A 20,118-nucleotide genomic window follows, 5' to 3' on the forward strand; every position below is an offset into this window, starting at 1 on the left:
GAGCCGGATCAGACGGGTTCGAGCCGGATCAGACGGGTTCGAGCCGGATCAGACGGGTTCGAGCCGGATCAGACGGGTTCGAGCCGGATCAGACCGGGTCGGGCTGGCGGTCGACCGCGGCCCGCGTCGCCTGCCGGGGCGGCTGCTCAAGGAACGATTCGGCGGCCTGTACGGCCTCCGGCACGGGTGCGGTGCGGAAGACCCAGGTGCGGTACGACCAGAAGCGGAACAGGGTCGCGATGCCGATGCCGAAGAACTTGAAGAAGTTGCTCGCCAGCGGCCCGTCGAGACCGAGACCGTACGTCGCCGCGTACAGCAGACCGTTCTGGATCACCAGGCCGATCAGGCTGAACAGCAGGAACAGCGACATCTCCTTGCCGCGGCCGCTCTTGTCCCGGTCGCGGTACGTGAAGTACCGGAACCCGACGTAGTTGAAGACGATCGCGACCAGCGTGGCGACGATGCTCGCGCGCACGACCGGCAGCTCCGTGAAGTGCCGCACGAGGTTGAACACCCCGAGGTCGACCAGGACACCGACAGCCCCCACTGCCCCGAACTTGGCGACCTCACGGAAAAGCCCGTTCAGTCGCGTGCGCAGCGCACCGGGTTCGCTCATGGTGGTGGGTCGTCCCGTCCGGATGGGTGACGTCCGGGCGACGTCAACCCAACCATGCTAACCAGCCCCCCTGTCACCCGCCCGGGTACCTCGTAAACCATGGGGAAACCCCGCCACCGCCTCCGTTGTCTTGTGCCAAACCACAGCCGGACGAGTGTTCCCCGATGGTGCGGATACCCTAAGAGGGTGACGTTCCCGGTAGTCGGTATGGTCGGCGGCGGTCAGCTCGCCCGCATGACCCACGAGGCGGGCATTCCCCTCGGTATCAAGTTCAAGCTGCTCAGTGACACCCCGCAGGACTCGGCGGCCCAGGTGGTGAGCGAGGTCGTCATCGGCGACTATCGCGACCTGGACACGCTGCGTGACTTCGCGCGCGGCTGCGACGTGATCACCTTCGATCACGAGCACGTCCCCACGGAGCACCTGCGGGCCCTCGAAGCGGACGGCATCCCCGTCCGCCCGGGGCCGGACGCGCTCGTGCACGCGCAGGACAAGGGGGTCATGCGCGCGAAGCTCGACGAGATCGGCGCGCCCAGCCCCCGGCACCGCATCGTCGCCGACGCGGCCGACGCGGACGCCTTCGCGGCCGAGGTCGGCGGGTACCCGATCATCCTCAAGACCGTGCGCGGCGGCTACGACGGCAAGGGCGTCTGGTTCGTCCGCACGCCCGAGGACGCGCACGACCCGTTCCGCGCCGGCGTCCCCGTCCTCGCCGAGGAGAAGGTCGACTTCGTCCGCGAGCTCGCGGCGAACATCGTCCGCTCCCCGCACGGCCAGGCCGTCGCCTACCCCGTCGTGGAGTCCCGCCAGGTCGACGGCGTCTGCGACACGGTGATCGCGCCCGCGCCCGACCTCGACGAGGAGCTCGCCGGGCAGGCGCAGGAGCTGGCGCTCCGCATCGCCAAGGAGCTCGGCGTCGTCGGCCACCTCGCCGTGGAGCTGTTCCAGACCACGGACGGCCGCATCCTCGTCAACGAGCTGGCGATGCGCCCGCACAACTCCGGGCACTGGACCCAGGACGGCGCGATCACCTCGCAGTTCGCCAACCACGTCCGCGCGGTCCTCGACCTCCCCCTCGGCGATCCGCGCCCGCGCGCCCGGTGGACCGTGATGTGCAATGTCCTGGGCGGCGACTACCCGGACATGTACTCCGCGTACCTGCACTGCATGGCACGGGACCCGCAGCTCAAGATCCACATGTATGGCAAGGACGTGAAGCCCGGCCGCAAGGTGGGCCACGTCAACACCTACGGCGACGACCTGGACGACGTGCTGGAGCGCGCCAACCACGCCGCCGGATACCTGCGAGGAACGATCACCGAGTGAGCAGCACGAGCAACGCCACCGAGCCCGTCGTCGGCATCGTCATGGGCTCCGACTCCGACTGGCCCGTCATGGAGGCCGCGGCCCAGGCCCTCGACGAGTTCGAGATCCCCTACGAGGTCGACGTCGTCTCCGCGCACCGGATGCCGCGCGAGATGATCGCGTACGGCGAGCAGGCGGCGGGCCGCGGGCTCAAGGCGATCATCGCGGGCGCGGGCGGCGCCGCCCACCTGCCCGGCATGCTCGCCTCGGTCACCCCGCTCCCGGTCATCGGCGTCCCCGTGCCGCTGAAGTACCTCGACGGAGTCGACTCGCTCTACTCGATCGTGCAGATGCCGGCCGGCATCCCGGTCGCGACGGTCTCCGTCGCCGGCGCGCGGAACGCGGGCCTGCTCGCGGTCCGCATGCTCGCCGCGCACGACCCCGAACTCCTCGCCCGTATGGACGAGTTCCTCCAGGACCTCAACGCCCAGGCGACCGAGAAGGGCAAGCGCCTGCGCGCGAAGGTCGAGGGCGCCGAGTCGTTCGGCTTCGCCAAGTGAGCACGGGCCGGCTGGGCACGGCGGCGGCGGACCGTCTGGAGGAGGCCCGCGAGCTGCTCGCGGGCCACCCCGTCGTCGACGGCCACAACGACCTCCCGTGGGCCCTGCGCCAGCACGTCCGCTACGACCTGGACCGCCTCGACATCGGCGCGGACCAGACCGGCGTGCTCCACACCGACCTCGCCCGGCTCCGGGCCGGCGCGGTCGGCGCCCAGTTCTGGTCGGTGTACGTGCCCTGCGCCCTCACCGGCGACAACGCGGTCAGCGCCACCCTGGAACAGATCGACATCGTCGACCAGCTCCTGGAGCGGTACGGCTCCGAGCTCGCCCCCGCGCTGACGGCGGCCGACATGGAGGCGGCCCGCGGCCAGGGCCGCATCGCCTCGCTCAAGGGCGCCGAGGGCGGCCACTCGATCAACAACTCCCTCGCCACCCTGCGGGCGTTCCACGCCCTGGGCGTCCGCTACATGACGCTCACGCACAACGACAACAACGACTGGGCGGACTCGGCCACCGACGAGCCCGGCGTCGGCGGACTCTCGGCCTTCGGCCGCGAGGTCGTCCGCGAGATGAACCGCTGCGGCATGCTCGTCGACCTCTCGCACGTCGCCGCCACCACCATGCGGGACGCGCTCGACGCCACGACCGCGCCGGTGATCTTCTCGCACTCCTCGTCCCGCGCGGTCTGCGACCACCCGCGGAACATCCCGGACGACGTCCTGGAGCGGCTGCCCGCCAACGGCGGCGTCGCGATGGCGACCTTCGTGCCGAAGTTCATCCTCCCCGCCGCCGTCGAGTGGACGGCACGGGCGGACGACAACCTCCGGGCGCACGGCTTCGACCACCTCGACACCACCGCCGAGGCGATGAGGCTGCACCGCGCCTTCGAGGCGGAGAACCCGCGCCCGATCGCCACCGTCGCCACGGTCGCCGACCACCTCGACCACATGCGCGAGGTCGCCGGCGTCGACCACATCGGCATCGGCGGCGACTACGACGGCACGGCCTTCTCCCCGGCCGGGCTCGACGACGTCGCCGGCTACCCGAACCTGATCGCGGAGCTCCTGCACCGCGGCTGGTCCCGCCCCGACCTCGCCAAGCTGACCTGGTCCAACGCGGTCCGCGTCCTCGGCGACGCGGAGGCGGTCTCCCGTGACCTGCGGAGCCGTACGGCCCCGTCGAACGCGACGATCGACGTCCTCGACGCGTAGATCGTCCGCGGACCCTCCGTAACGGAGCCGTCACCCGAACGGTCGACTCCACCGCGCCCCGGCCCCCGGCCGCTGGCACGGTGGACGGTACTGCCCCGCCGCTCTCGGCGGGGCGGTACTGCATCACCGAGTTCGGAGTAAGACCATGGCAGATCTCGACGATCATCCCCCCCTCTCTGCCGCCCCCGCCGCCGTCGGCGCGCTCGATCGCCCCGTCGCCGTCGCCCCGGCCGACCCCCGGGAAGCCCCCGGCATCCCGCCCCCGCTCGACACCCCGCCTCCGCTCGACGAACTGACCCGCGCCCGCGCCCTGCTGGCCGCGCAGCCCGTCGTCGAGGGCCACACCGATCTGCCGCCGTCCCTCGACCCCGAGGACCTGCCACCCGCCCGGGCGCCGGAGGCCGGGGCACAGTTCTGGTCCCTCCACGTGGACGCCGACGAGGGGGTCATCGGCACCCTGCGCCGGATCGACACGATCCGCGCCCTCGTCGCCGCCTGCCCCGAGGACCTGCGGCTGGTCCACACGACCTCGGAGATGGCCCACGCCGGGAACTGCGGCCGGGTCGCCGCCCTGCTCGGCCCGGTCGGCTGGCCCGCCCTCGGCGGCTCGGCGGCCACCCTGCGGGCGTACCACGCACTCGGCGTCCGGGCCGTGAACCTCCCGCGCTTCGACCGCTTCGCCCGCGAGGCGATACGCGAGATGAACCGGCTCGGCCTGGCCGTGGACCTCTCGGGAGCCGACCAGGACACGGTCCGCCGCGCCCTCGCCGTCACCCGGGCCCCGGCCCTGCTGACCAGGGCGACGCCGGAGCACCTGCCGGACGACGTCCTCGGACTGCTCGGCGAGAACGGCGCCGTCCTCATGGTCACGGTCACCGGGGACCCGGCCGAGGCGGCCGACGTCCTCGACCGCGTGCGGACGGAGGCGGGCCCGGGCTGTACGGGCATCTCGCACACCACCGCACGGGCCGCCGGCTACGCGCCGCTCTTCGCCGAGCTGCTCCGCAGGGGCTGGCCGGCCCGTGACCTGGTCGGCCTCGCCCACGCCAACGCCACCCGGGCGCTGCGCGAGACGGAGTTCCTGGCGCGGGCGAACCGCATCCGTCCGGCCGCGGCCTGACGGTACGACGGAGGGAGGGGGCCGCTCTTCACGAGCGGCCCCCTCCCTCCGTCACGACCCGTCTCAGGCGCGCGGGCGGCCCATGGCCCGGTACGTCCACCCGGCCTTCCGCCACAGCGCCCCGTCCAGGGCGTTGCGCCCGTCGAGGATCACCGGCGAGGCGACGACCGGGGCGAGCTCCGCCGGGTCGAGCTCGCGGAACTCGCGCCACTCGGTGAGGTGCAGCACGACGTCCGCGCCGCGCACCGCCTCGACGGCGGTGTCCGCGTACCCGAGGGTCGGGAAGAGGCGCCGGGCGTTCTCCATGCCCTTGGGGTCGTAGACCGTGACCTGGCCGCCCTGGAGGTGTATCTGGCCGGCCACGTTCAGCGCGGGGGAGTCGCGGACGTCGTCCGAGTCCGGCTTGAAGGTGGCGCCGAGGACGGCGACCCGGCGGCCGAGGAAGGAGCTCCCGCCGAGGACCTCGCGGGCCATCTCGACCATCTGGCCGCGCCGCCGCATGTTGATCGAGTCGATCTCGCGGAGGAAGGTCAGCGCCTGGTCGGCGCCGAGCTCGCCCGCGCGGGCCATGAAGGCGCGGATGTCCTTGGGCAGGCAGCCGCCGCCGAAGCCGATGCCGGCCCGCAGGAACTTGCTGCCGATCCGCTCGTCGTAGCCGATCGCCTCGGCCAGCTTGGCGACGTCGCCGCCGGCGGCCTCGCAGACCTCGGCCATCGCGTTGATGAAGGAGATCTTGGTGGCGAGGAAGGAGTTGGCGGCGGTCTTCACCAGCTCGGCCGTCGGGAAGTCGGTCACGACGAACGGCGAGCCCTCGGCGACGGGTACGGCGTACACCTCGCGCAGCAGCCGCTCGGCGCGCTCCTCGCGCACGCCGACCACGAGCCGGTCCGGGTGCAGGGTGTCCTGCACGGCGAAGCCCTCCCGCAGGAACTCCGGGTTCCAGGCGAGGTCGACGCCCGCGGGCAGCAGGGTCGCCAGCCGCTCGGCCGAGCCGACCGGGACGGTCGACTTGCCGACGACGAGGGCGCCCTCGCGGACGACCTCGGCGAGGGAGGAGAAGGCGGCGTCGACGTAGCTCATGTCGCAGGCGTACTCGCCGTGCTTCTGGGGGGTGTTGACGCAGACGAAGTGCACGTCGCCGAAGGCGCCGACCTCCTCCCAGGAGGTGGTGAAGCGCAGCCGGCCGGTCGACCCCTCGATGCCGGCGACGTGCTTCGCGAGCAGCTCCTCCAGACCCGGCTCGTACATCGGGACGCGTCCGGAGGACAGCAGCTCGATCTTCTCGGGCACGATGTCGAACCCGAGCACCTCGAAGCCCAGCTCCGCCATGGCCGCGGCGTGGGTGGCGCCGAGGTAGCCGGTGCCGATCACGGTGATCTTGAGGGCCATGCGGGACTCCAGGGAGGTCGGGCGGAATGCCTGCCCGAGCATAGTCGGGCGGGGCGCCGACCCCGAGCCGGGCGGCGGATCAGCGGTTCGACTCGACGGTGACCTTCTCGTCGTTCCGGATCTGCTCGACCAGCTGCTTCACCTTCGGCATGTCCCAGGAGAGCGAGCCCTGCGGAGCGCTGCCCGCGATCGGCATGTTCATGGACTTGCCGTCGCCGCCCTGGACGCTCTTCATGGCGAAGAACATCTGGCCCAGGTCGTACAGCGACATGTCCTTGTCCACGATCAGCGTGTCCAGACCGGCGCCGAGCACCGGGTACAGCGTGAACGGGTTGAGGATCGTGCCCGGGGTCGCCGCCTGGTTGGCCAGGGCGGAGAGGAACTTCTGCTGGTTCTTCGTCCGCTGGAGGTCGGACTCGGCGAAGGCGTACCGGGTACGGACGAAGGCCAGGGCCTGCTCGCCGTTGAGGGTCTGCGTGCCGGCCTCGAAGTTCGCGCCGGAGTTCTTGTCCTTGAACCCCTTCTCGATGTTGAGCTCGACGCCGCCGAGCGAGTCCACGATGTTCGCGAAGCCGGCGAAGCCGATCTCCGCGTAGTGGTCGATGCGCAGGCCGGTGTTGAACTCGACGGTCCGCACGAGCAGTTCGGGGCCGTCCATGGCGTACGCGGCGTTCAGCTTGGAGCCGCCGCGGGCCGGGTACTGCTTGCCCGACTCGGAGCCGACGAAGGAGGGGATCGTCACCCAGGAGTCGCGGGGGAGCGAGATCATCGTGTTCCCGCTGGAGCAGGCCGCGAGGATCATCATCGAGTCGGTCCGCTTGCCGGCGGCGGAGCCGGTGTGCAGCTTCTTCTTCTCCTCGGAGGACATGCCCTCGCGGCTGTCCGAGCCGACGATCAGGTACGTCGTGCAGTCGCCCTCGGAGGGCCGCTCGATGACCTTGGAGAGGTCGACCTCGTTCCGCATCTGTGAGCTCGCCCACGCGTAGGTGCCGATGCCCCAGGCGAGGACGCCGACGACGAGGACGATGGAGCCGATCTTGGCGCGCTTGCGCCAGTCCGGCGCGGGGCGGCGGGGGCCCTGCGGCGCGTAGCCGGGCTCGGAGCCGCCGCCGTGACCGCCGCCCTGCTGGCCGCCGTAGACCTGCCCGGTGTTGTAGCCGGAGTCGTAGCCGGAGCCCTGGGCCTGCGTGAAGTTCGGGTTGTACGACTGGTCCTGGCCGTACTGCTGGCCCTGGCCGTACTGCTGCCGCCCCTGGCCCTGCCCGTACTGCTGCCGGCCGTACCCCTGGTCGCCGTACTGGGGAGGCTGCTGCTGCGGGCGCTGCTGGGGGCGCTGCACGTGGGGCATCCGGCGGGCACCCTCGGGCTGGGAGTTCGCGTTGCCGCGGCCGTATCCGCCGTCTTCGGGCCAGTCATTCATGCGGACCAGTGTGCCCGTCCGGGGTTTCCCCAGGACAGGCCGGGTGGAAAATCACATCGGTCCTGTTGCCAAGCTGATGCAAACCGGACAGGCCCGCGACCGGGCATATGGTGGAGGGCATGACAGAACAGGGCGATATCCCGGGCAAGCCCACCTCGGCCTCCCGCACGACTCTCAGCCACATCATGACCAGCCACGACACCAACCTCCTGGGTACGGTGCACGGTGGCGTGATCATGAAGCTGGTCGACGACGCGGCGGGCGCGGTGGCGGGCCGCCACTCGGGAGGCCCGGCCGTGACCGCCTCGATGGACGAGATGGCCTTCCTGGAGCCCGTACGCGTCGGGGACCTGCTGCACGTGAAGGCGCAGGTGAACTGGACGGGCCGCTCCTCGATGGAGGTCGGCGTCCGGGTCATGGCGGAGCGCTGGAACGACACGACCCCGGCGACGCAGGTCGGCTCGGCGTACCTGGTCTTCGCGGCGGTGGATGCCGACGGCAAGCCCCGCCGGGTCCCCCAGGTCGTCCCCGAGACGGAACAGGACAAGCGCCGCCACCAGGAGGCCCAGATCCGCCGCACCCACCGCCTCGCCCGCCGCCAGGCCATCAAGGACCTCCGCGAACGCCGGGCGGCCGAGGGCTACGAGGACTGACCGGTTTCGTACGGGGCCACCAGCGGATACGTACGGGGCTACCAGCGGACTCGTACGGGGCTACGGGCAGACCACCTGGTCCCCGGTGACCGCCTCGAACGGTCCGCCCCGGGGCGCCTCCTCGGCCCGGACCGGCGTCACGCCCCGGTAGTCCCCGCCCACGATCACCCGCAGCGTCCCGCCCCGCCCGGCCACCGCCCGCAGCTCCGACCCCGGCAGGGCCGCGGCCAGGGACTTCGCCGAGCGGTCCCAGCGCGGGTCGTACTCGACGACCGTCCGCGCGTGCTCCTGCCCGGCACCCGTCATCGGCTCCCTGGTCGTGTCGAAGCCGGTGGCGCGCAGGGCGTCGTCCACCTTCCTGCCGAGCCCGTCGGTCCTGGTCCCGTTGTGGACCTGGACGCGGATGGTCTTGGGCGGCACGTCCACGACGACGGTCCTCGGCGCGGAGCTCTTCGCCGCGGGCTTCTGCGGGGAGAGCGGCCGGTCCTCCCGCAGCGCCTGGAACAGCTTCTGCGCCTTCGCCGCGTCCCACTTCACGGTCGACCCGATCCCCTTCACGGGGAAGCTCATGTCGCCGATCGGCACGGAGACGAACTCCGACGAGGCCGGGGTGAAGCCCCGCATCGCCTTGGCGAGCGCCAGCATCTGATCCGTACCGAACCCCTCGTCGGCCCGCACGGACCCGAGCATGGCCGTGGCCATCCCCCGGAACCGCACGGGGTTGAGGAGCACTCCGCCGCTCGTCGCCCGGTCGATCAGCGCGGCCAGGAACCGCTGCTGCCGCTGCATGCGCCCGATGTCCGCGGCCCCGTCGATGTGCCGGGAGCGCACGTACTGCAGGGCGGCCCCGCCGTCCAGGTCGTGCGTGCCGGCGGCCAGGTCGAGCCCGGTGTACGAGTCCTTCAGCGGCCGGGTCGTACAGATCTGCACCCCGCCCACCGCGTCGACGGTCCGCATGAAGCTGGTGAAGTCGACCTCCACGTAGTGGTCGATCTTGACGCCGGTCATGGACTCGACGGTCCGCACGGTCAGCGAGGGCCCGCCCTCGGCATAGGCGGCGTTCAGCTTCACGGGGTGGGACCGGTGCTTCCTGCCGCTGTTCACGTCGACGTGCTCGGGCATCTCGGCGTACGAGTCCCGGGGCAGGCTGACGACGCTGGCCCGCTCCCGGTCCTCCGAGATGTGGACGAGCATCACGGTGTCGGTGCAGTGGCAGGGGGCGCCGCCGAGCCGGTACTTCTCCTTCTCCTCCTGCGTGATCCGGTCACGGCCGTCGGTGCCGACGACGAGGACGTTCATGCCGTGCCCGGCCTGCGGGCGGTTCTTCATGTCCTTGAAGGGGTCGACCCGGGTGATCCCGGTGTCGAGCCCGGTCACCACCGCGTGCCCGATCCCGCCCGCCGCGAGGACGACGACGGACAGCGCGGTCGCCATCCGCATGCCCCACCGGGGCCGCCGCCGGCGCACCGGCACGGGCCGGGCGGGCCGGCGCCGCTGAGCGGTGTGGAGGGGGCGGGGCGTGCGGGGCGGTGTGGGCACGGACGGACACCTCCGCGGGCGGGACGACGGGGACCGTGAGCACGGTAGGCCCATACGATCAGCGGAAGGGCCCACCACCCATGCGGCGCGCACCGCTGTCCCCCGTTCGCGGTAACGTGGCGGGCAATGAACGCCATGCCCCCCGTTTCTGTGATCATGCCGGTCCTCAATGAGGAGCGGCACCTGCGCGACTCGGTCCGCCACATCCTGGAGCAGGAGTACGACGGCGAGATGGAGGTGGTGATCGCCCTCGGTCCGTCCACGGACCGCACGGACGAGATCGCCGCCGAGCTCGTACGCGAGACCGCGTCCGACCCCCGCGTCCGCGTCCACACGGTGCCGAACCCCACCGGCCGCACCCCCGCCGCCCTCAACGCGGCGATCAAGGCCTCCCGGCACCCGATCGTGGTCCGCGTCGACGGACACGGCATGCTCTCCCCGAACTACATCGCGACGGCCGTCCGTCTCCTGGAGGAGACGGGCGCGATGAACGTCGGCGGCATCATGCACGCCGAGGGCGAGAACGCCTGGGAGGACGCGGTCGCCGCCGCGATGACCTCCAGGATCGGCGTCGGCAACGCGGCCTTCCACACGGGCGGCGAGGCCGGCCCGGCGGAGACGGTCTACCTCGGCGTCTTCCGCCGCGAGGCGCTGGAGCGGCAGGACGGCTACAACGTGGAGTTCATCCGCGCCCAGGACTGGGAGCTGAACTTCCGCATCCGCGAGGCCGGCGGCCTCATCTGGTTCTCGCCGGAGCTCCGCGTCCAGTACCGCCCGCGCCCCTCGGTGAAGGCGCTGGCGAAGCAGTACAAGGACTACGGCCGCTGGCGGCACGTGGTGGCCCGCTACCACCAGGGCTCCATCAACCTCCGCTACCTGGCCCCGCCGACGGCGGTCTGCGCGATCGCCGCGGGCCTCGTGGCCGGCGCGACCCTCACCCCCCTCGGCTTCGTGATCCCGGCCGGCTACCTCGCCGCCATCACCGCCGGCTCCCTCCCCGCCGGCAAGGGCCTCTCCCTGAAGGCCCGCCTCCAGATCCCGGTGGCCCTCGCGACGATGCACATGTCCTGGGGCTACGGCTTCCTCACCAGCCCCCGCTCCCTCGCGAAGAAGGTCATCGCGAGCCGCCGCCCGGCGATCCGGCAGGGCGAGACCGAGACGGTCTGAGAGACCCCTCGACTCCTTCGCGTACGGCGACGGCCGGGCCCCCTTTCCGGGGCCCGGCCGTCGCCGCGTACGGAGGAGGGGGGGTCAGCTCACGCCGTCCCAGCGGTAGACGGAGTAGATGTCCATGCAGGACGTCTTGTCGTCGGCGCCGTCCGGAAGGTCACCGGTGGCCGGCTTGGGCTTCGTGTAGACGGTGCCCTCGCGCCAGTCGGAGCCGACGATCAGGGTGATGCCCGTCGCCTTGGCGTCGGCCCGCGCGGCCGAGTCGGGCAGCCCGAGCGCCTTCGTCACGGAGAGCGCGTTCGCCTTGCCCTGCTCGGCGTCCGCCTTCGGGTAGGTGACGACCGTGTCCTTGCGGCTCCCGGAATCCTGCGAGGAGGCGGCCTGCGTGAAGCCCTTCGCCTTGAGGGCGTCGGCCATGCCGCGGGCCCGGCCCTCGACGGCCGGCTGGCCGTCGCCGTTGGTGCCGTTGACGACGGTCACGGCGAAGGAGCCGGGATCGGCGGCCTTCGGCTTCGGCTTGGGCGTCGTGGAGGCCGTCGGCTTCGGCTTGGCCGGGCCCTTGTCGCCGTTCTTGTCCATCGCGACGTCGTCGCGGAGCATCGCCCACATCTTGTCGGCGGCGGAGGTGCGCAGCTGGAGCCACGCCGCGGCGTTCGGCGGGTAGGGGTCCGTCGGGACCGTGGCGGTCGTCAGCCGGTCGACCTTCACGTTCTTCAGCTGCATCGACAGGTCGAAGAGCTTCGCCACGGTGTCCAGGTCGTCGGAGACCTGGAGGGCCCTCGTGGCGGTCTCGGCCAGACCCGTCAGCTGGGCGGTGTCGGTCCAGGCGTTCCGCGACTGGAGCTTCTTCAGCATGCCGTTCAGGTACATGTGCTGGGCCTTGGCACGGTTCTGGTCGCTGCCGAACGCGTGCCGGGTGCGCAGCCACTGGAGCGCCTGCACGCCCTTGACCTCGGTCGTGCCCTTCGGCAGCTTGAGCCCGGAGCCGCCCTTCTGCTTCTTGGTCGACTTGTCGTACACACCCGTCTTGACGCAGACGGGGACGCCGCCGACCTCGTCCGCCATGGCCACCACACCGGCGAAGTCGACCATCAGCCAGTGGTCGATGTAGACCCCGGTCAGGGTCTCCCAGGTGGTGAGGGTGCAGCCGGGGCCGCCGCGCTGGAGCGACTCGTTGATGGGCCGGTTGTCGGTGGCCGGGTACGACGTGCCGTCCTTGTCCTTGCACTCGGGTATGCGGACCACCGTGTCGCGCGGGATCGAGATGAGGGAGGCGTTCTGCCGGTCCGCCGAGACGTGGAGCAGCATCTGCACGTCGGCGAGGGGCTTGCGGTCCTTGTCGTTCCGGCCGCCGCCGAGGGCGATGTTCTTCTCGTCCGCCCGGCTGTCGGAGCCTATGAGCAGGATGTTCAGCGGGGTGTCGCCGAGCGCGTTCGGCGCGGCCTTCTGCACGCCGCTCTCGCCACCCGCGCGCCCCCCGCTGCGGATGTTGCCGTTGAGGTGCTCGTAGTACAGGTAACCGGCGCCGGCCGTCCCGACTATGAGCGTGGCCGTGCCGATCGCCGCCCACTTCAGCGCCTTCTGCCTGCCGCTCTTCGGCCGGCGGCGCGAGCCGCCGCCCCGGCGGTGGCCCGAAGGAGCCTCGGGGCCGCCTCCGTTCGTCCCCCCGCCCTGCGAGGCACCGCGGCGGCGCTCGGCGCGCGTGGCGCCGGACGCCGGCGCGGGCACGCTCGCCGTGGACGTACCGCGGCCCCCCGCTCCCGTCGCCTCGCCCGCCCCGTACAGGTCGTCGTCCCAGCCCAGGTCATGCGGCTGCGGAACGCTTCCGCGCGTTCCCTCCCCACGTACGCCGTTCTGTCCCACCCCAGGTCCCCTCGTCAGTCAGCGGTACGCCGAGCGTCGCCCCTGCCGGGTCAACTGGCGCACACCTTCTTGTCCGCTTGTACCTTGTCGACGTCCGGCGCCTTCGCCGGCGTCTTGACGGGCACCCCCGCGCCCTTGAAGTCGGCGCCGAGGACGAGCTGCATGGGCTCGCGCTCCCCGGCCGCCGTGGTGCCAGGCTTGAGGGCCGTGGCCGCCAGACCCATCATGTCCGCGAGCTTGCGGGCCTGATCGGCCTGGTTCGGTGCGTAGGTCAGTGTGGTCTTCGCCGCCTTCTCGGGGGCGTTGCTCTTGTTGGTCGAGAGGGTCACGCCCTGCGTGTTCTGCAGCCAGTTGATGGTCGACTGGGCCGCCCCCTGGATCCCGCTGCCGTTGTAGACGTCGACGCGGACGGCGGCGGCGGCGGCCCGCGGCCCTTCGAGGAGCTTCGCCTGCGCCTGCGACTTGGCCTTCTTCTCGTCCTTCTCCTTGCGCTTCACCTCGGTGAAGGAGACGTCGTCCTGGATCATCGAGAAGACCTGCGGCGCCTTGGCCGGGTCGAGCACGACGGTCGCCCGCTTGTTCGGCGGCTCGTCGGGGTTGTCGACGACGGGAACGGTCATGAAGGTGATGTTCTTGAGGTCGACCTTCCCGATCTCCTTGGCCAGGCTCGTCAGCTTCAGCGCGCTGGCGATCCCGCTGTCCACCGTGAGCGCCTCGGTCGCGGCCTTGGCGACGTCCAGCAGCTGCGTCGGGCTGTTCAGGGTGTCTTCCTTCAGCTGCCGCATCATCGACGCGACGAACTGCTGCTGCATCTTGATGCGGTCGAGGTCGCTCTCGTTGCCGAGACCGTGCCGGTTGCGCAGGAAGGCCAGCGCCTCCTCGCCCTGGAGCTTGTGCGTGCCCGCGTCCAGGTTGAGCTTGGAGTACTTCTTGTCGCGGATGGGCTTGTTGAGGCACACCTCGACGCCGCCGACGGCCGCCGACAGCGTCTTGACCGCGTTGAAGTCGACCATCATGAAGTGGTTGATGCCGAGCCCGGTCATCTGCGTGACCGTGCGCATGGTGCAGCCGGGGTCGCGCCCGTCCACGCCGAAGGACTCGTTGAACCGGGTCTTCCCGACCGAGCCGGGGATGACCTTCGTCGTGTCGCCCTGCTTCGTCGGGCAGTCCGGGATCTCGGTCTTGAGGTCACGGGGGATGCTCAGGACCGTCGCGTTGGTGCGGTCGTCGGAGACGTGCATGAGCAGGGTCGTGTCGGCGTGGCCGGTGACGTTGCTCTTGTTGCCGTAGCTCTCGTTCCCGGCGCCGGTGCGGACGTCGTTGCCGATGATGAGGATGTTCAGCGGCCCGTCCATGCCGGGCGTCTGCACGGCCGCGTTACCGACGTCGACGCTGCCGATGTTGCCGTCGAGCTCGCTGTATATGGCGTACGCGCCGACGGCCCCGCCCACCAGGACGAAGGCCATCGTGCCGCCGGTCCACAGCAGCACCTTCTTCTTGCGGGACGCGCCGGCCTTCGGCCGACGGCGGCTCGCGGGCGGCTGCGGCGCGGTGTCGCCGGGCTCGGAGACGCGGCGGCGGCGCTGGCCGGGCACCGGCGCCTCGGTGGCCGTGCCGGCCCCGGGAGCGCCGGACGGGGCCCCCACCTGCCGCAGGGGCTGCGTCTGTCCGACCGACTGTCCGGCGGGCTGTCCGACGGTCTGCCCGGCCGACGCCCCCGACAGCTGCCCCGACTGCCCTGCGGAGTGGTCCAGTCGCAGTTCGTAGTTGCCGGTCTGCGGGTTGAGAACCCACTGGTCGGCGGGGTCGATCTCGTCCGCCCGTCCACGGCTGTGCGCGTCCACGGTTACTCGAGTCCTCCGTCGGTGCCACGCGAGGCGCCTCCCCCGAAGGGCGCCGCTCTCTCGTCGTTCGATCCTTGGTGAGTGCGACGACCACACGGTCGGGGTGCACCGGATCGCGTCACACTATCCGCCCAGTTCAGCGTGGAGCGACGTGAGTGACAAATTCCACGCCTCTTACAACCGGGCAATTTGCCCAAACCTCATCGGTCCCTGCCTCGCCCTTGGGGCGCCCTTTACCCGGGGCATTCGAGGAGTTACGGCGCGCAGACCCCTTCGGCCGCGTTCCGGCCCGTGAAGGTGGGCGTCGCGGAGGGCACGGGGGTGTCCGCGTCGTCGGGCTTCCCGTCGGTACCGCCGGCCTTGTCCTCCGCGGTGTGCGGTGTGACCGCGACCGGCTTGTCCTGCCGCAGCTGCGCGAAGAGTTGACTGGCCGCCGGTTGTACCAGTTCGTCCCGATTCGGGTCGTACGTGTACGGGCGCCGCGGCACGGTCAGGAACTGCACCTTCTCCGTGGGGATGGCCCGCATCGTGCGCGCGAGGTCGTACAGGTCCCGCAGGGAGTCGAGACCGGGGTCGGTGGTGATCGCCTTGGTCGCCGCGTCCAGGACCGGGTAGAGCTTGGTCGGGTTGAGCAGCACCCCGTCGCTCTGCACCTTGTTGACGAGCGCTCCGAGGAACTGCTGCTGGCGGTCCATGCGTTCGGTGTCGCTGCCGTCGCCGATCGACTTGCGGGCCCGTACGAAGCCGAGCGCCTGCTCGCCGCGGAGGGTCTGGCGGCCGGCGGGCAGCTTCAGCTTGGCGTCGCGGTCGTCGACGGGCTCCTTGAGGCAGACCTCCACCCCGTCCACGGCGTCGACCATCTTCTTGAACCCCCGGAAGTCGATCACCATGTGGTGGTCGACGCGGATCCCGGTCAGCTTCTCGACGGTGCGGATCGTGCAGGCCGTGCCGCCGAACTCGAAGGCCCAGTTGAACTGCGCGAACTGCTCCCGCGTCCGCGTCCCGTCGGGCTTGCGGCAGGACGGGATCGTCACCATCAGGTCGCGGGGGAGGGAGACGGCCGTCGCGCTCGACCGCCCGGCCGACAGGTGCAGCAGGATCGTCGTGTCGGACCGCTGGGTGCCCTTGTCCTTGCCGTACTTGCGGTTGCCCTCGCCGGTACGGGTGTCGGAACCGATCAGCAGGATGTTCTGCGCGGCCGTCGCGCCCGCGGTCGGGCGCTCCTTCTCGTACCGCTGGAGCTCGTCGGCGGCCGTCGTGTCCGTGGTGATGTTGCCGTCGAGCTTGCGGTAGAACCACCAGCCGACCGCCGCCGCGACCAGGACGACGACCGAGACCCCGAGGCACCCCCACCGCAGCCACCGCCGCCAGTGCCGCGGGGCCGTCCCGCTCGGCCCCGTCGGCCCGGCCGGCTCCGTCGGCTCCTCGGGCGCCGCGTCCTTCGCTGCCGTCACGTCTGGGTCCGTCCTTCGAGGCGGGCTGGTGCGGAAGGAGGTACTCCCCCCGCGCCGATCATGTACCGGACTCGGCGCGGGGACCCGGGGACTCGGCGCGGTGCTACGCCGAACGGGGGCAGAGATCGGAGAAGCGCGGCAGCGGCAGCGGACAGGGGGGGTGTCAGTGCACGGGCGTCAGAGAACGGTGTGCGTCACCCGCTCGCTCTCCACCCGCTTCTCCAGCCCCTCGGGCGAGAGCTCGCCCAGGTTCCGGCACAGCACCACCGAGCCGCCGGCCGCGAGCGGCGCGTACAGACCGGCCGCGAGCCCCTCCCACCCGTCGTACCCGAGCCCGGACAGCAGCCGGGAGCCGGGTGCGAGCCCGAGCGTCGCCGCCTCCACGCGGGCCTGCTCGACGAGCTGCGCGCCGCTGCGTTCCGTACCGTCGACGACGAGGGCGGGCGCCTCGGGATCGACCGGCACGAACGGCGCGAACCGGTCGCCCTGGCTCGGCACCTCGACCGCGTAGTCCGCGTACCCGGCGGGTGCGGCGGGGAAGCGGCGGCCCAGCGGCGCCAGGGAGAGCGCGATCCGCTCACCGGAGCAGGCGAGACCGGCCTCCAGCGTGTCGGGTCCGGCGACGACCAGGTCGGCGTCGCCCGGATCGCCGCCGATCTCCGCCGTCACCCCGACGGAGGCGCAGGCGAGCAGCCAGACGGCGCTCTGCCAGTGCGCGGGCAGCAGCAGGGCGAGCCGGTCGCCGGGGGCGGCGGACAGTTCGCCCTGGAGCAGGTTCGCCGTCTTGGCCACCCAATTGGCGAAGGTGGCGACGGACAATTCCACGCGCTCACCGGTGGCGTCGTCGTAGAAAGTGACCAAGGGGCGGGCGGGGTCCGCGGCGAGCGCGGATCGCAGCAGGTCGGCGGGGGTGCGGTCGCTGGCGTTCACGCCGGACAGCGTACGCGGGCGCTTGCGCGGGTTCCCCCGTACGGTGCCGTCGTCCTCCGATCGGACCGACGGACCGTCAGTTTCCTCGACGGATCCCGGCGCGCGGAACCGCCCCGCGATCCGCACGATCGGCCCATGCGTGCCTCACTCGCCTCCTCGATCGCCGTCACCTGTGCGGCGGTGCTCGCCCTCCCGGTCTCCCTCGCCGCGCCCGCGGCGGCCTCGGTGCCGACGGAGCTCGCCGCGGCGCCACCGGCGGCCGCGCTGCCACCGGGGCCCGAACTGCTGCCCGGGTCCACGCAGTCGCTGCCGCTCGCACCCCTGCGCGGTTCCGTACGCGCCTTCGGCGGCGGCGTCGAGGGCGTCGAGGGGACGGGCGCGGGCGACCGGGGTCTGGCCCGACGGGACGTCAGCCCGTTCTCCCTCGTCGGGGTCGTCTGGGACGACCCGGCGGCCGCCCTCCACGGCACGGTCCAGGTCCGTACGCGGGCGACCGGCGGCGAGGCCTGGTCGGACTGGCAGGACGTCGAGACCCACAACGACGAACACGGCGCTGACCCGGAGACGGCGGAGGCGGCCGGGGGAGCCGACGGACCGACGAAGGGTGCGACGGCGCCGCTGTGGGTCGGCGACTCGGACGGCGTGGAGATCCGGGTACGAGGGGAGGAGACGCTCCCCGAGGGGCTGCGGCTCGAACTGGTCGACCCGGGCGGCGCGGAGCGCCGGGCCACCGCCGCCGCCACTACGGCCACCACCGCCGCCACCGCCACCACTGCTTCCGCCACCACCCGCGCGGCGGCGAGCGCGGCCCACGCGGACCGGGCGGAGTTCGGCGGGGCCTGGATCCCGGCCCTGTCGAAGCAGGCGACGGAGGACGGCACCCCGGCCAGACCGCCGGTGCGGGTGCGCGAGAAGGCCCCGGCCGAGCCGGTGGCCCGGCCCCCGGCCGAGGCGGTGGCCCAGGCGCCGACCCTGGCCCCGCTCCAGAAGATCACCGCGCAGGCGAAGCCGTACATCGGCCCGCGCCCCAAGATCATCACGCGCAAGGGCTGGGGAGCGGACGAGAAGCTGCGGGAGAAGGGCTTCGTCTACACGAAGACGATCAAGGCGGCCTTCGTCCACCACAGCGCGACCGGCAACAACTACACCTGCCGCCAGGCCCCCTCCGTCCTGCGCGGGATCTACCGCTACCACGTGAAGAGCAGCGGGTGGCGGGACTTCGGCTACAACTTCGCCGTCGACAAGTGCGGAAACATCTACGAGGGCCGGGCGGGCGGCGTCGCGAAGCCGGTCCTCGGCGCGCACACGCTCGGCTTCAACACCAACAGCATGGGGATCGCGGTCCTCGGCACGTACAGCAAGTCGGCCCCGCCGGCGGCGGCCGTCACGGCGGTGGCCAAGCTGACCGCGTGGAAGCTCGGGCTGCACGGAGTGAACCCGAAGGGCACGACGACCCTCGTCTCCGGCGGCGGAAACCTCTACGCGAAGGGCAAGTCGGTCAAATTCCGTACGATCGCGGGGCACCGTGACGGATTCGCCACGGAGTGCCCCGGCGCCCGCCTCTACAACAAGCTGAGCACGGCGAGGACGAGCTCGGCGAAGTACCAGGGGAGGCGCTGACGGGCTGATGGGGTCGTCCGGGCAACCGTCCGCATAAACTGACCGGTCATATCGCACGGACGACCGAGGGCGGGCGAGCGGACCGGCCCCGAAGCCTCGTACAGGAAGCAGAGACGACAAGGTGACAGAAGCGATCCTCCTGGTCGGTGGCAAGGGCACGCGGCTGCGACCCCTCACGGTCAACACGCCGAAGCCCATGGTCCCGGCGGCGGGCGTCCCCTTCCTGACGCACCAGCTCGCCCGTGCCCGCGCCGCGGGGGTCGAGCACATCGTGCTCGCCACCTCGTACCTGGCGGAGGTCTTCGAACCGCACTTCGGCGACGGCTCCGACCTGGGCCTGAGCATCGAGTACGTCACCGAGGAGGAGCCCCTCGGCACCGGAGGCGCGATACGCAACGTCGCCTCGCGCCTCCACTCGGGCCCCGACGAGCCGGTCCTGATCTTCAACGGCGACATCCTGACGGGCCTGGACATCGAGGCGCTGGTGGAGACCCACTCCAGCACGGGCGCGGACGTCTCCCTCCACCTCACCCGCGTCGAGGACCCGAGGGCCTTCGGCCTGGTCCCCACCGACGCCACGGGCCGGGTGACGGCCTTCCTGGAGAAGCCCCAGACGCCGGAGGAGATCGTCACGGACCAGATCAACGCGGGCGCGTACGTCTTCCGCCGCTCGGTCATCGACGAGATCCCGACGGGCCGCCCCGTCTCCGTCGAACGCGAGACCTTCCCCGACCTCCTCTCCTCCGGAGCCCACCTCCAGGGCATGGTCGACTCCACCTACTGGCTGGACCTGGGCACTCCGCAGGCCTTCGTACGGGGCTCCGCGGACCTGGTCCTGGGCCGGGCCCCCTCCCCGGCGGTCCCGGGCCGCTGCGGCGACCGCCTGGTCCTCCCGACGGCCCGCGTCTCCCCGGACGCCAAGCTCACGGGCGGTACGGTCGTGGGCGCGGACGCGGTGATCGGCGCGGGCGCCCGCGTGACGGGCTCGACGATCCTGGCGGGCGCGGTGGTGGAACCGGGCGCGGTGATCACCGACTCGCTGGTCGGCGCGGGAGCCCACATCGGCGCGCGCACGGTCCTCACCGGCGCGGTCATAGGCGACGGCGCCCGGGTGGGCGAGGACAACGAACTCCGGGACGGCGTCCGCATCTGGTGCGACGCGACCCTCCCGGCCGGCTCGGTCCGCTTCTCCTCGGACCAGTAACAGGGCACACCCCCAGCCCCGCCGGCGTCTGAGGCGCGGGGCGCGAATTCCAGCCCCGCCGGCGTTTGAGGCGCGGGGTCCGGGGCAGAGCCCCGGTTCCGGGAAGGGGCGGGGTGGGGGAGAAGGCCCGCCGCAGGCGCCCCCCCCCCCCCCCCCCCCCCCCCCCCCCCCCACCCCCCCCCCCCCCCCCCCCCCCCCCCCCCCCCCCCCCCCCCCCCCC

At 72.0% G+C, this 20,118-nt stretch carries 16 protein-coding genes; 8 read left to right on the top strand and 8 right to left on the bottom strand.

The window, feature by feature from the left end; translation table 11 throughout:
• Nucleotides 1-88 precede the first annotated feature (88 nt).
• Nucleotides 89-616 (bottom strand): GtrA family protein, encoded by a 528-nt coding sequence (locus AB0G79_RS23600; protein ID WP_360809503.1) that lies wholly within the window; start codon nt 614-616, stop codon nt 89-91.
• A gap of 186 nt (nt 617-802) precedes the next feature.
• On the opposite strand from AB0G79_RS23600, the gene AB0G79_RS23605 reads away from it, so the two are divergent.
• The 4 genes from AB0G79_RS23605 (at nt 803) to AB0G79_RS23620 (ending at nt 4,812) form a co-directional block, all read left to right on the top strand.
• Nucleotides 803-1,942 (top strand): 5-(carboxyamino)imidazole ribonucleotide synthase, encoded by a 1,140-nt coding sequence (locus tag AB0G79_RS23605; protein ID WP_360809505.1) that lies wholly within the window; start codon nt 803-805, stop codon nt 1,940-1,942.
• A 41-nt stretch (nt 1,943-1,983) separates the two neighbouring features.
• Entirely contained in the window at nt 1,984-2,481 is a 498-nt protein-coding gene (gene purE, locus AB0G79_RS23610) for a 5-(carboxyamino)imidazole ribonucleotide mutase (RefSeq protein ID WP_360809558.1), read from the top strand.
• On the top strand, nt 2,478-3,692 hold the full coding sequence (locus AB0G79_RS23615) for a dipeptidase (protein WP_360809507.1): 1,215 nt from the start codon (nt 2,478-2,480) through the stop codon (nt 3,690-3,692). The genes purE and AB0G79_RS23615 overlap by 4 nt, the downstream gene beginning before the upstream one ends.
• 145 nt (nt 3,693-3,837) lie before the next feature.
• Nucleotides 3,838-4,812 (top strand): membrane dipeptidase, encoded by a 975-nt coding sequence (locus AB0G79_RS23620; protein ID WP_360809509.1) that lies wholly within the window; start codon nt 3,838-3,840, stop codon nt 4,810-4,812.
• Nucleotides 4,813-4,875: 63 nt separating this feature from the next.
• Here the strand turns inward: AB0G79_RS23620 and AB0G79_RS23625 are convergent, their stop codons facing one another.
• Nucleotides 4,876-6,201, bottom strand: a complete 1,326-nt coding sequence (locus AB0G79_RS23625; RefSeq protein ID WP_360809511.1) for a UDP-glucose/GDP-mannose dehydrogenase family protein — start codon at nt 6,199-6,201, stop codon at nt 4,876-4,878.
• 79 nt (nt 6,202-6,280) lie between these two features.
• Nucleotides 6,281-7,621 (bottom strand): LCP family protein, encoded by a 1,341-nt coding sequence (locus AB0G79_RS23630; RefSeq protein WP_360809513.1) that lies wholly within the window; start codon nt 7,619-7,621, stop codon nt 6,281-6,283.
• A gap of 119 nt (nt 7,622-7,740) precedes the next feature.
• Between AB0G79_RS23630 and AB0G79_RS23635 the strand changes: the two genes are divergently transcribed.
• Entirely contained in the window at nt 7,741-8,274 is a 534-nt protein-coding gene (locus AB0G79_RS23635) for an acyl-CoA thioesterase (protein ID WP_360809515.1), read from the top strand.
• A gap of 60 nt (nt 8,275-8,334) precedes the next feature.
• Here AB0G79_RS23635 and AB0G79_RS23640 read toward each other — a convergent pair whose 3' ends face one another.
• Nucleotides 8,335-9,714 carry an LCP family protein gene (locus tag AB0G79_RS23640; protein WP_360809560.1) on the bottom strand — a complete coding sequence of 460 codons (1,380 nt, stop codon included), beginning with the start codon at nt 9,712-9,714 and terminating at the stop codon, nt 8,335-8,337.
• Between the two features lie 225 nt (nt 9,715-9,939).
• Here AB0G79_RS23640 and AB0G79_RS23645 point away from each other — a divergent pair, with 225 nt between their 5' ends.
• Nucleotides 9,940-10,980 carry a glycosyltransferase family 2 protein gene (locus AB0G79_RS23645; protein WP_360809517.1) on the top strand — a complete coding sequence of 347 codons (1,041 nt, stop codon included), beginning with the start codon at nt 9,940-9,942 and terminating at the stop codon, nt 10,978-10,980.
• An 84-nt stretch (nt 10,981-11,064) separates the two neighbouring features.
• Here the strand turns inward: AB0G79_RS23645 and AB0G79_RS23650 are convergent, their stop codons facing one another.
• The 4 genes from AB0G79_RS23650 to AB0G79_RS23665 all read right to left on the bottom strand — a co-directional run bounded on the left by AB0G79_RS23650 (nt 11,065) and on the right by AB0G79_RS23665 (nt 17,074).
• Complete coding sequence (locus AB0G79_RS23650; RefSeq protein ID WP_360809519.1) at nt 11,065-12,846, bottom strand: LCP family protein; 1,782 nt, start codon at nt 12,844-12,846, stop codon at nt 11,065-11,067.
• A gap of 50 nt (nt 12,847-12,896) precedes the next feature.
• On the bottom strand, nt 12,897-14,690 hold the full coding sequence (locus AB0G79_RS23655) for an LCP family protein (protein WP_360809521.1): 1,794 nt from the start codon (nt 14,688-14,690) through the stop codon (nt 12,897-12,899).
• Between the two features lie 254 nt (nt 14,691-14,944).
• Nucleotides 14,945-16,144, bottom strand: coding sequence for an LCP family protein (locus tag AB0G79_RS23660; RefSeq protein ID WP_360809523.1), 1,200 nt, complete (start codon nt 16,142-16,144; stop codon nt 14,945-14,947).
• A gap of 177 nt (nt 16,145-16,321) precedes the next feature.
• Nucleotides 16,322-17,074 carry a TIGR03089 family protein gene (locus AB0G79_RS23665; RefSeq protein WP_360809525.1) on the bottom strand — a complete coding sequence of 251 codons (753 nt, stop codon included), beginning with the start codon at nt 17,072-17,074 and terminating at the stop codon, nt 16,322-16,324.
• A 135-nt stretch (nt 17,075-17,209) separates the two neighbouring features.
• Here AB0G79_RS23665 and AB0G79_RS23670 point away from each other — a divergent pair, with 135 nt between their 5' ends.
• Both AB0G79_RS23670 and AB0G79_RS23675 read left to right on the top strand, forming a co-directional pair.
• Nucleotides 17,210-18,694, top strand: a complete 1,485-nt coding sequence (locus tag AB0G79_RS23670; protein ID WP_360809527.1) for a peptidoglycan recognition protein — start codon at nt 17,210-17,212, stop codon at nt 18,692-18,694.
• Between the two features lie 121 nt (nt 18,695-18,815).
• Nucleotides 18,816-19,898: an NDP-sugar synthase gene (locus AB0G79_RS23675; RefSeq protein WP_360809529.1), complete on the top strand. Its 1,083-nt coding sequence runs from the start codon at nt 18,816-18,818 to the stop codon at nt 19,896-19,898.
• The last annotated feature ends 220 nt before the right edge of the window (nt 19,899-20,118 follow it).

The organism is Streptomyces sp. NPDC020807 (assembly GCF_040641575.1).
GTDB lineage: Bacteria > Actinomycetota > Actinomycetes > Streptomycetales > Streptomycetaceae > Streptomyces.

Coding starts and splice junctions, on each gene's coding strand:
- AB0G79_RS23670 (WP_360809527.1), top strand. CDS start 17,210: ATGCGTGCCTCACTCGCCTCCTCGATCGCCGTCACCTGTGCGGCGGTG.
- AB0G79_RS23635 (WP_360809515.1), top strand. CDS start 7,741: ATGACAGAACAGGGCGATATCCCGGGCAAGCCCACCTCGGCCTCCCGC.
- AB0G79_RS23620 (WP_360809509.1), top strand. CDS start 3,838: ATGGCAGATCTCGACGATCATCCCCCCCTCTCTGCCGCCCCCGCCGCC.
- AB0G79_RS23625 (WP_360809511.1), bottom strand. CDS start 6,201: ATGGCCCTCAAGATCACCGTGATCGGCACCGGCTACCTCGGCGCCACC.
- AB0G79_RS23640 (WP_360809560.1), bottom strand. CDS start 9,714: ATGCGGATGGCGACCGCGCTGTCCGTCGTCGTCCTCGCGGCGGGCGGG.
- AB0G79_RS23600 (WP_360809503.1), bottom strand. CDS start 616: ATGAGCGAACCCGGTGCGCTGCGCACGCGACTGAACGGGCTTTTCCGT.
- AB0G79_RS23645 (WP_360809517.1), top strand. CDS start 9,940: ATGAACGCCATGCCCCCCGTTTCTGTGATCATGCCGGTCCTCAATGAG.
- AB0G79_RS23630 (WP_360809513.1), bottom strand. CDS start 7,621: ATGAATGACTGGCCCGAAGACGGCGGATACGGCCGCGGCAACGCGAAC.
- purE (WP_360809558.1), top strand. CDS start 1,984: ATGGGCTCCGACTCCGACTGGCCCGTCATGGAGGCCGCGGCCCAGGCC.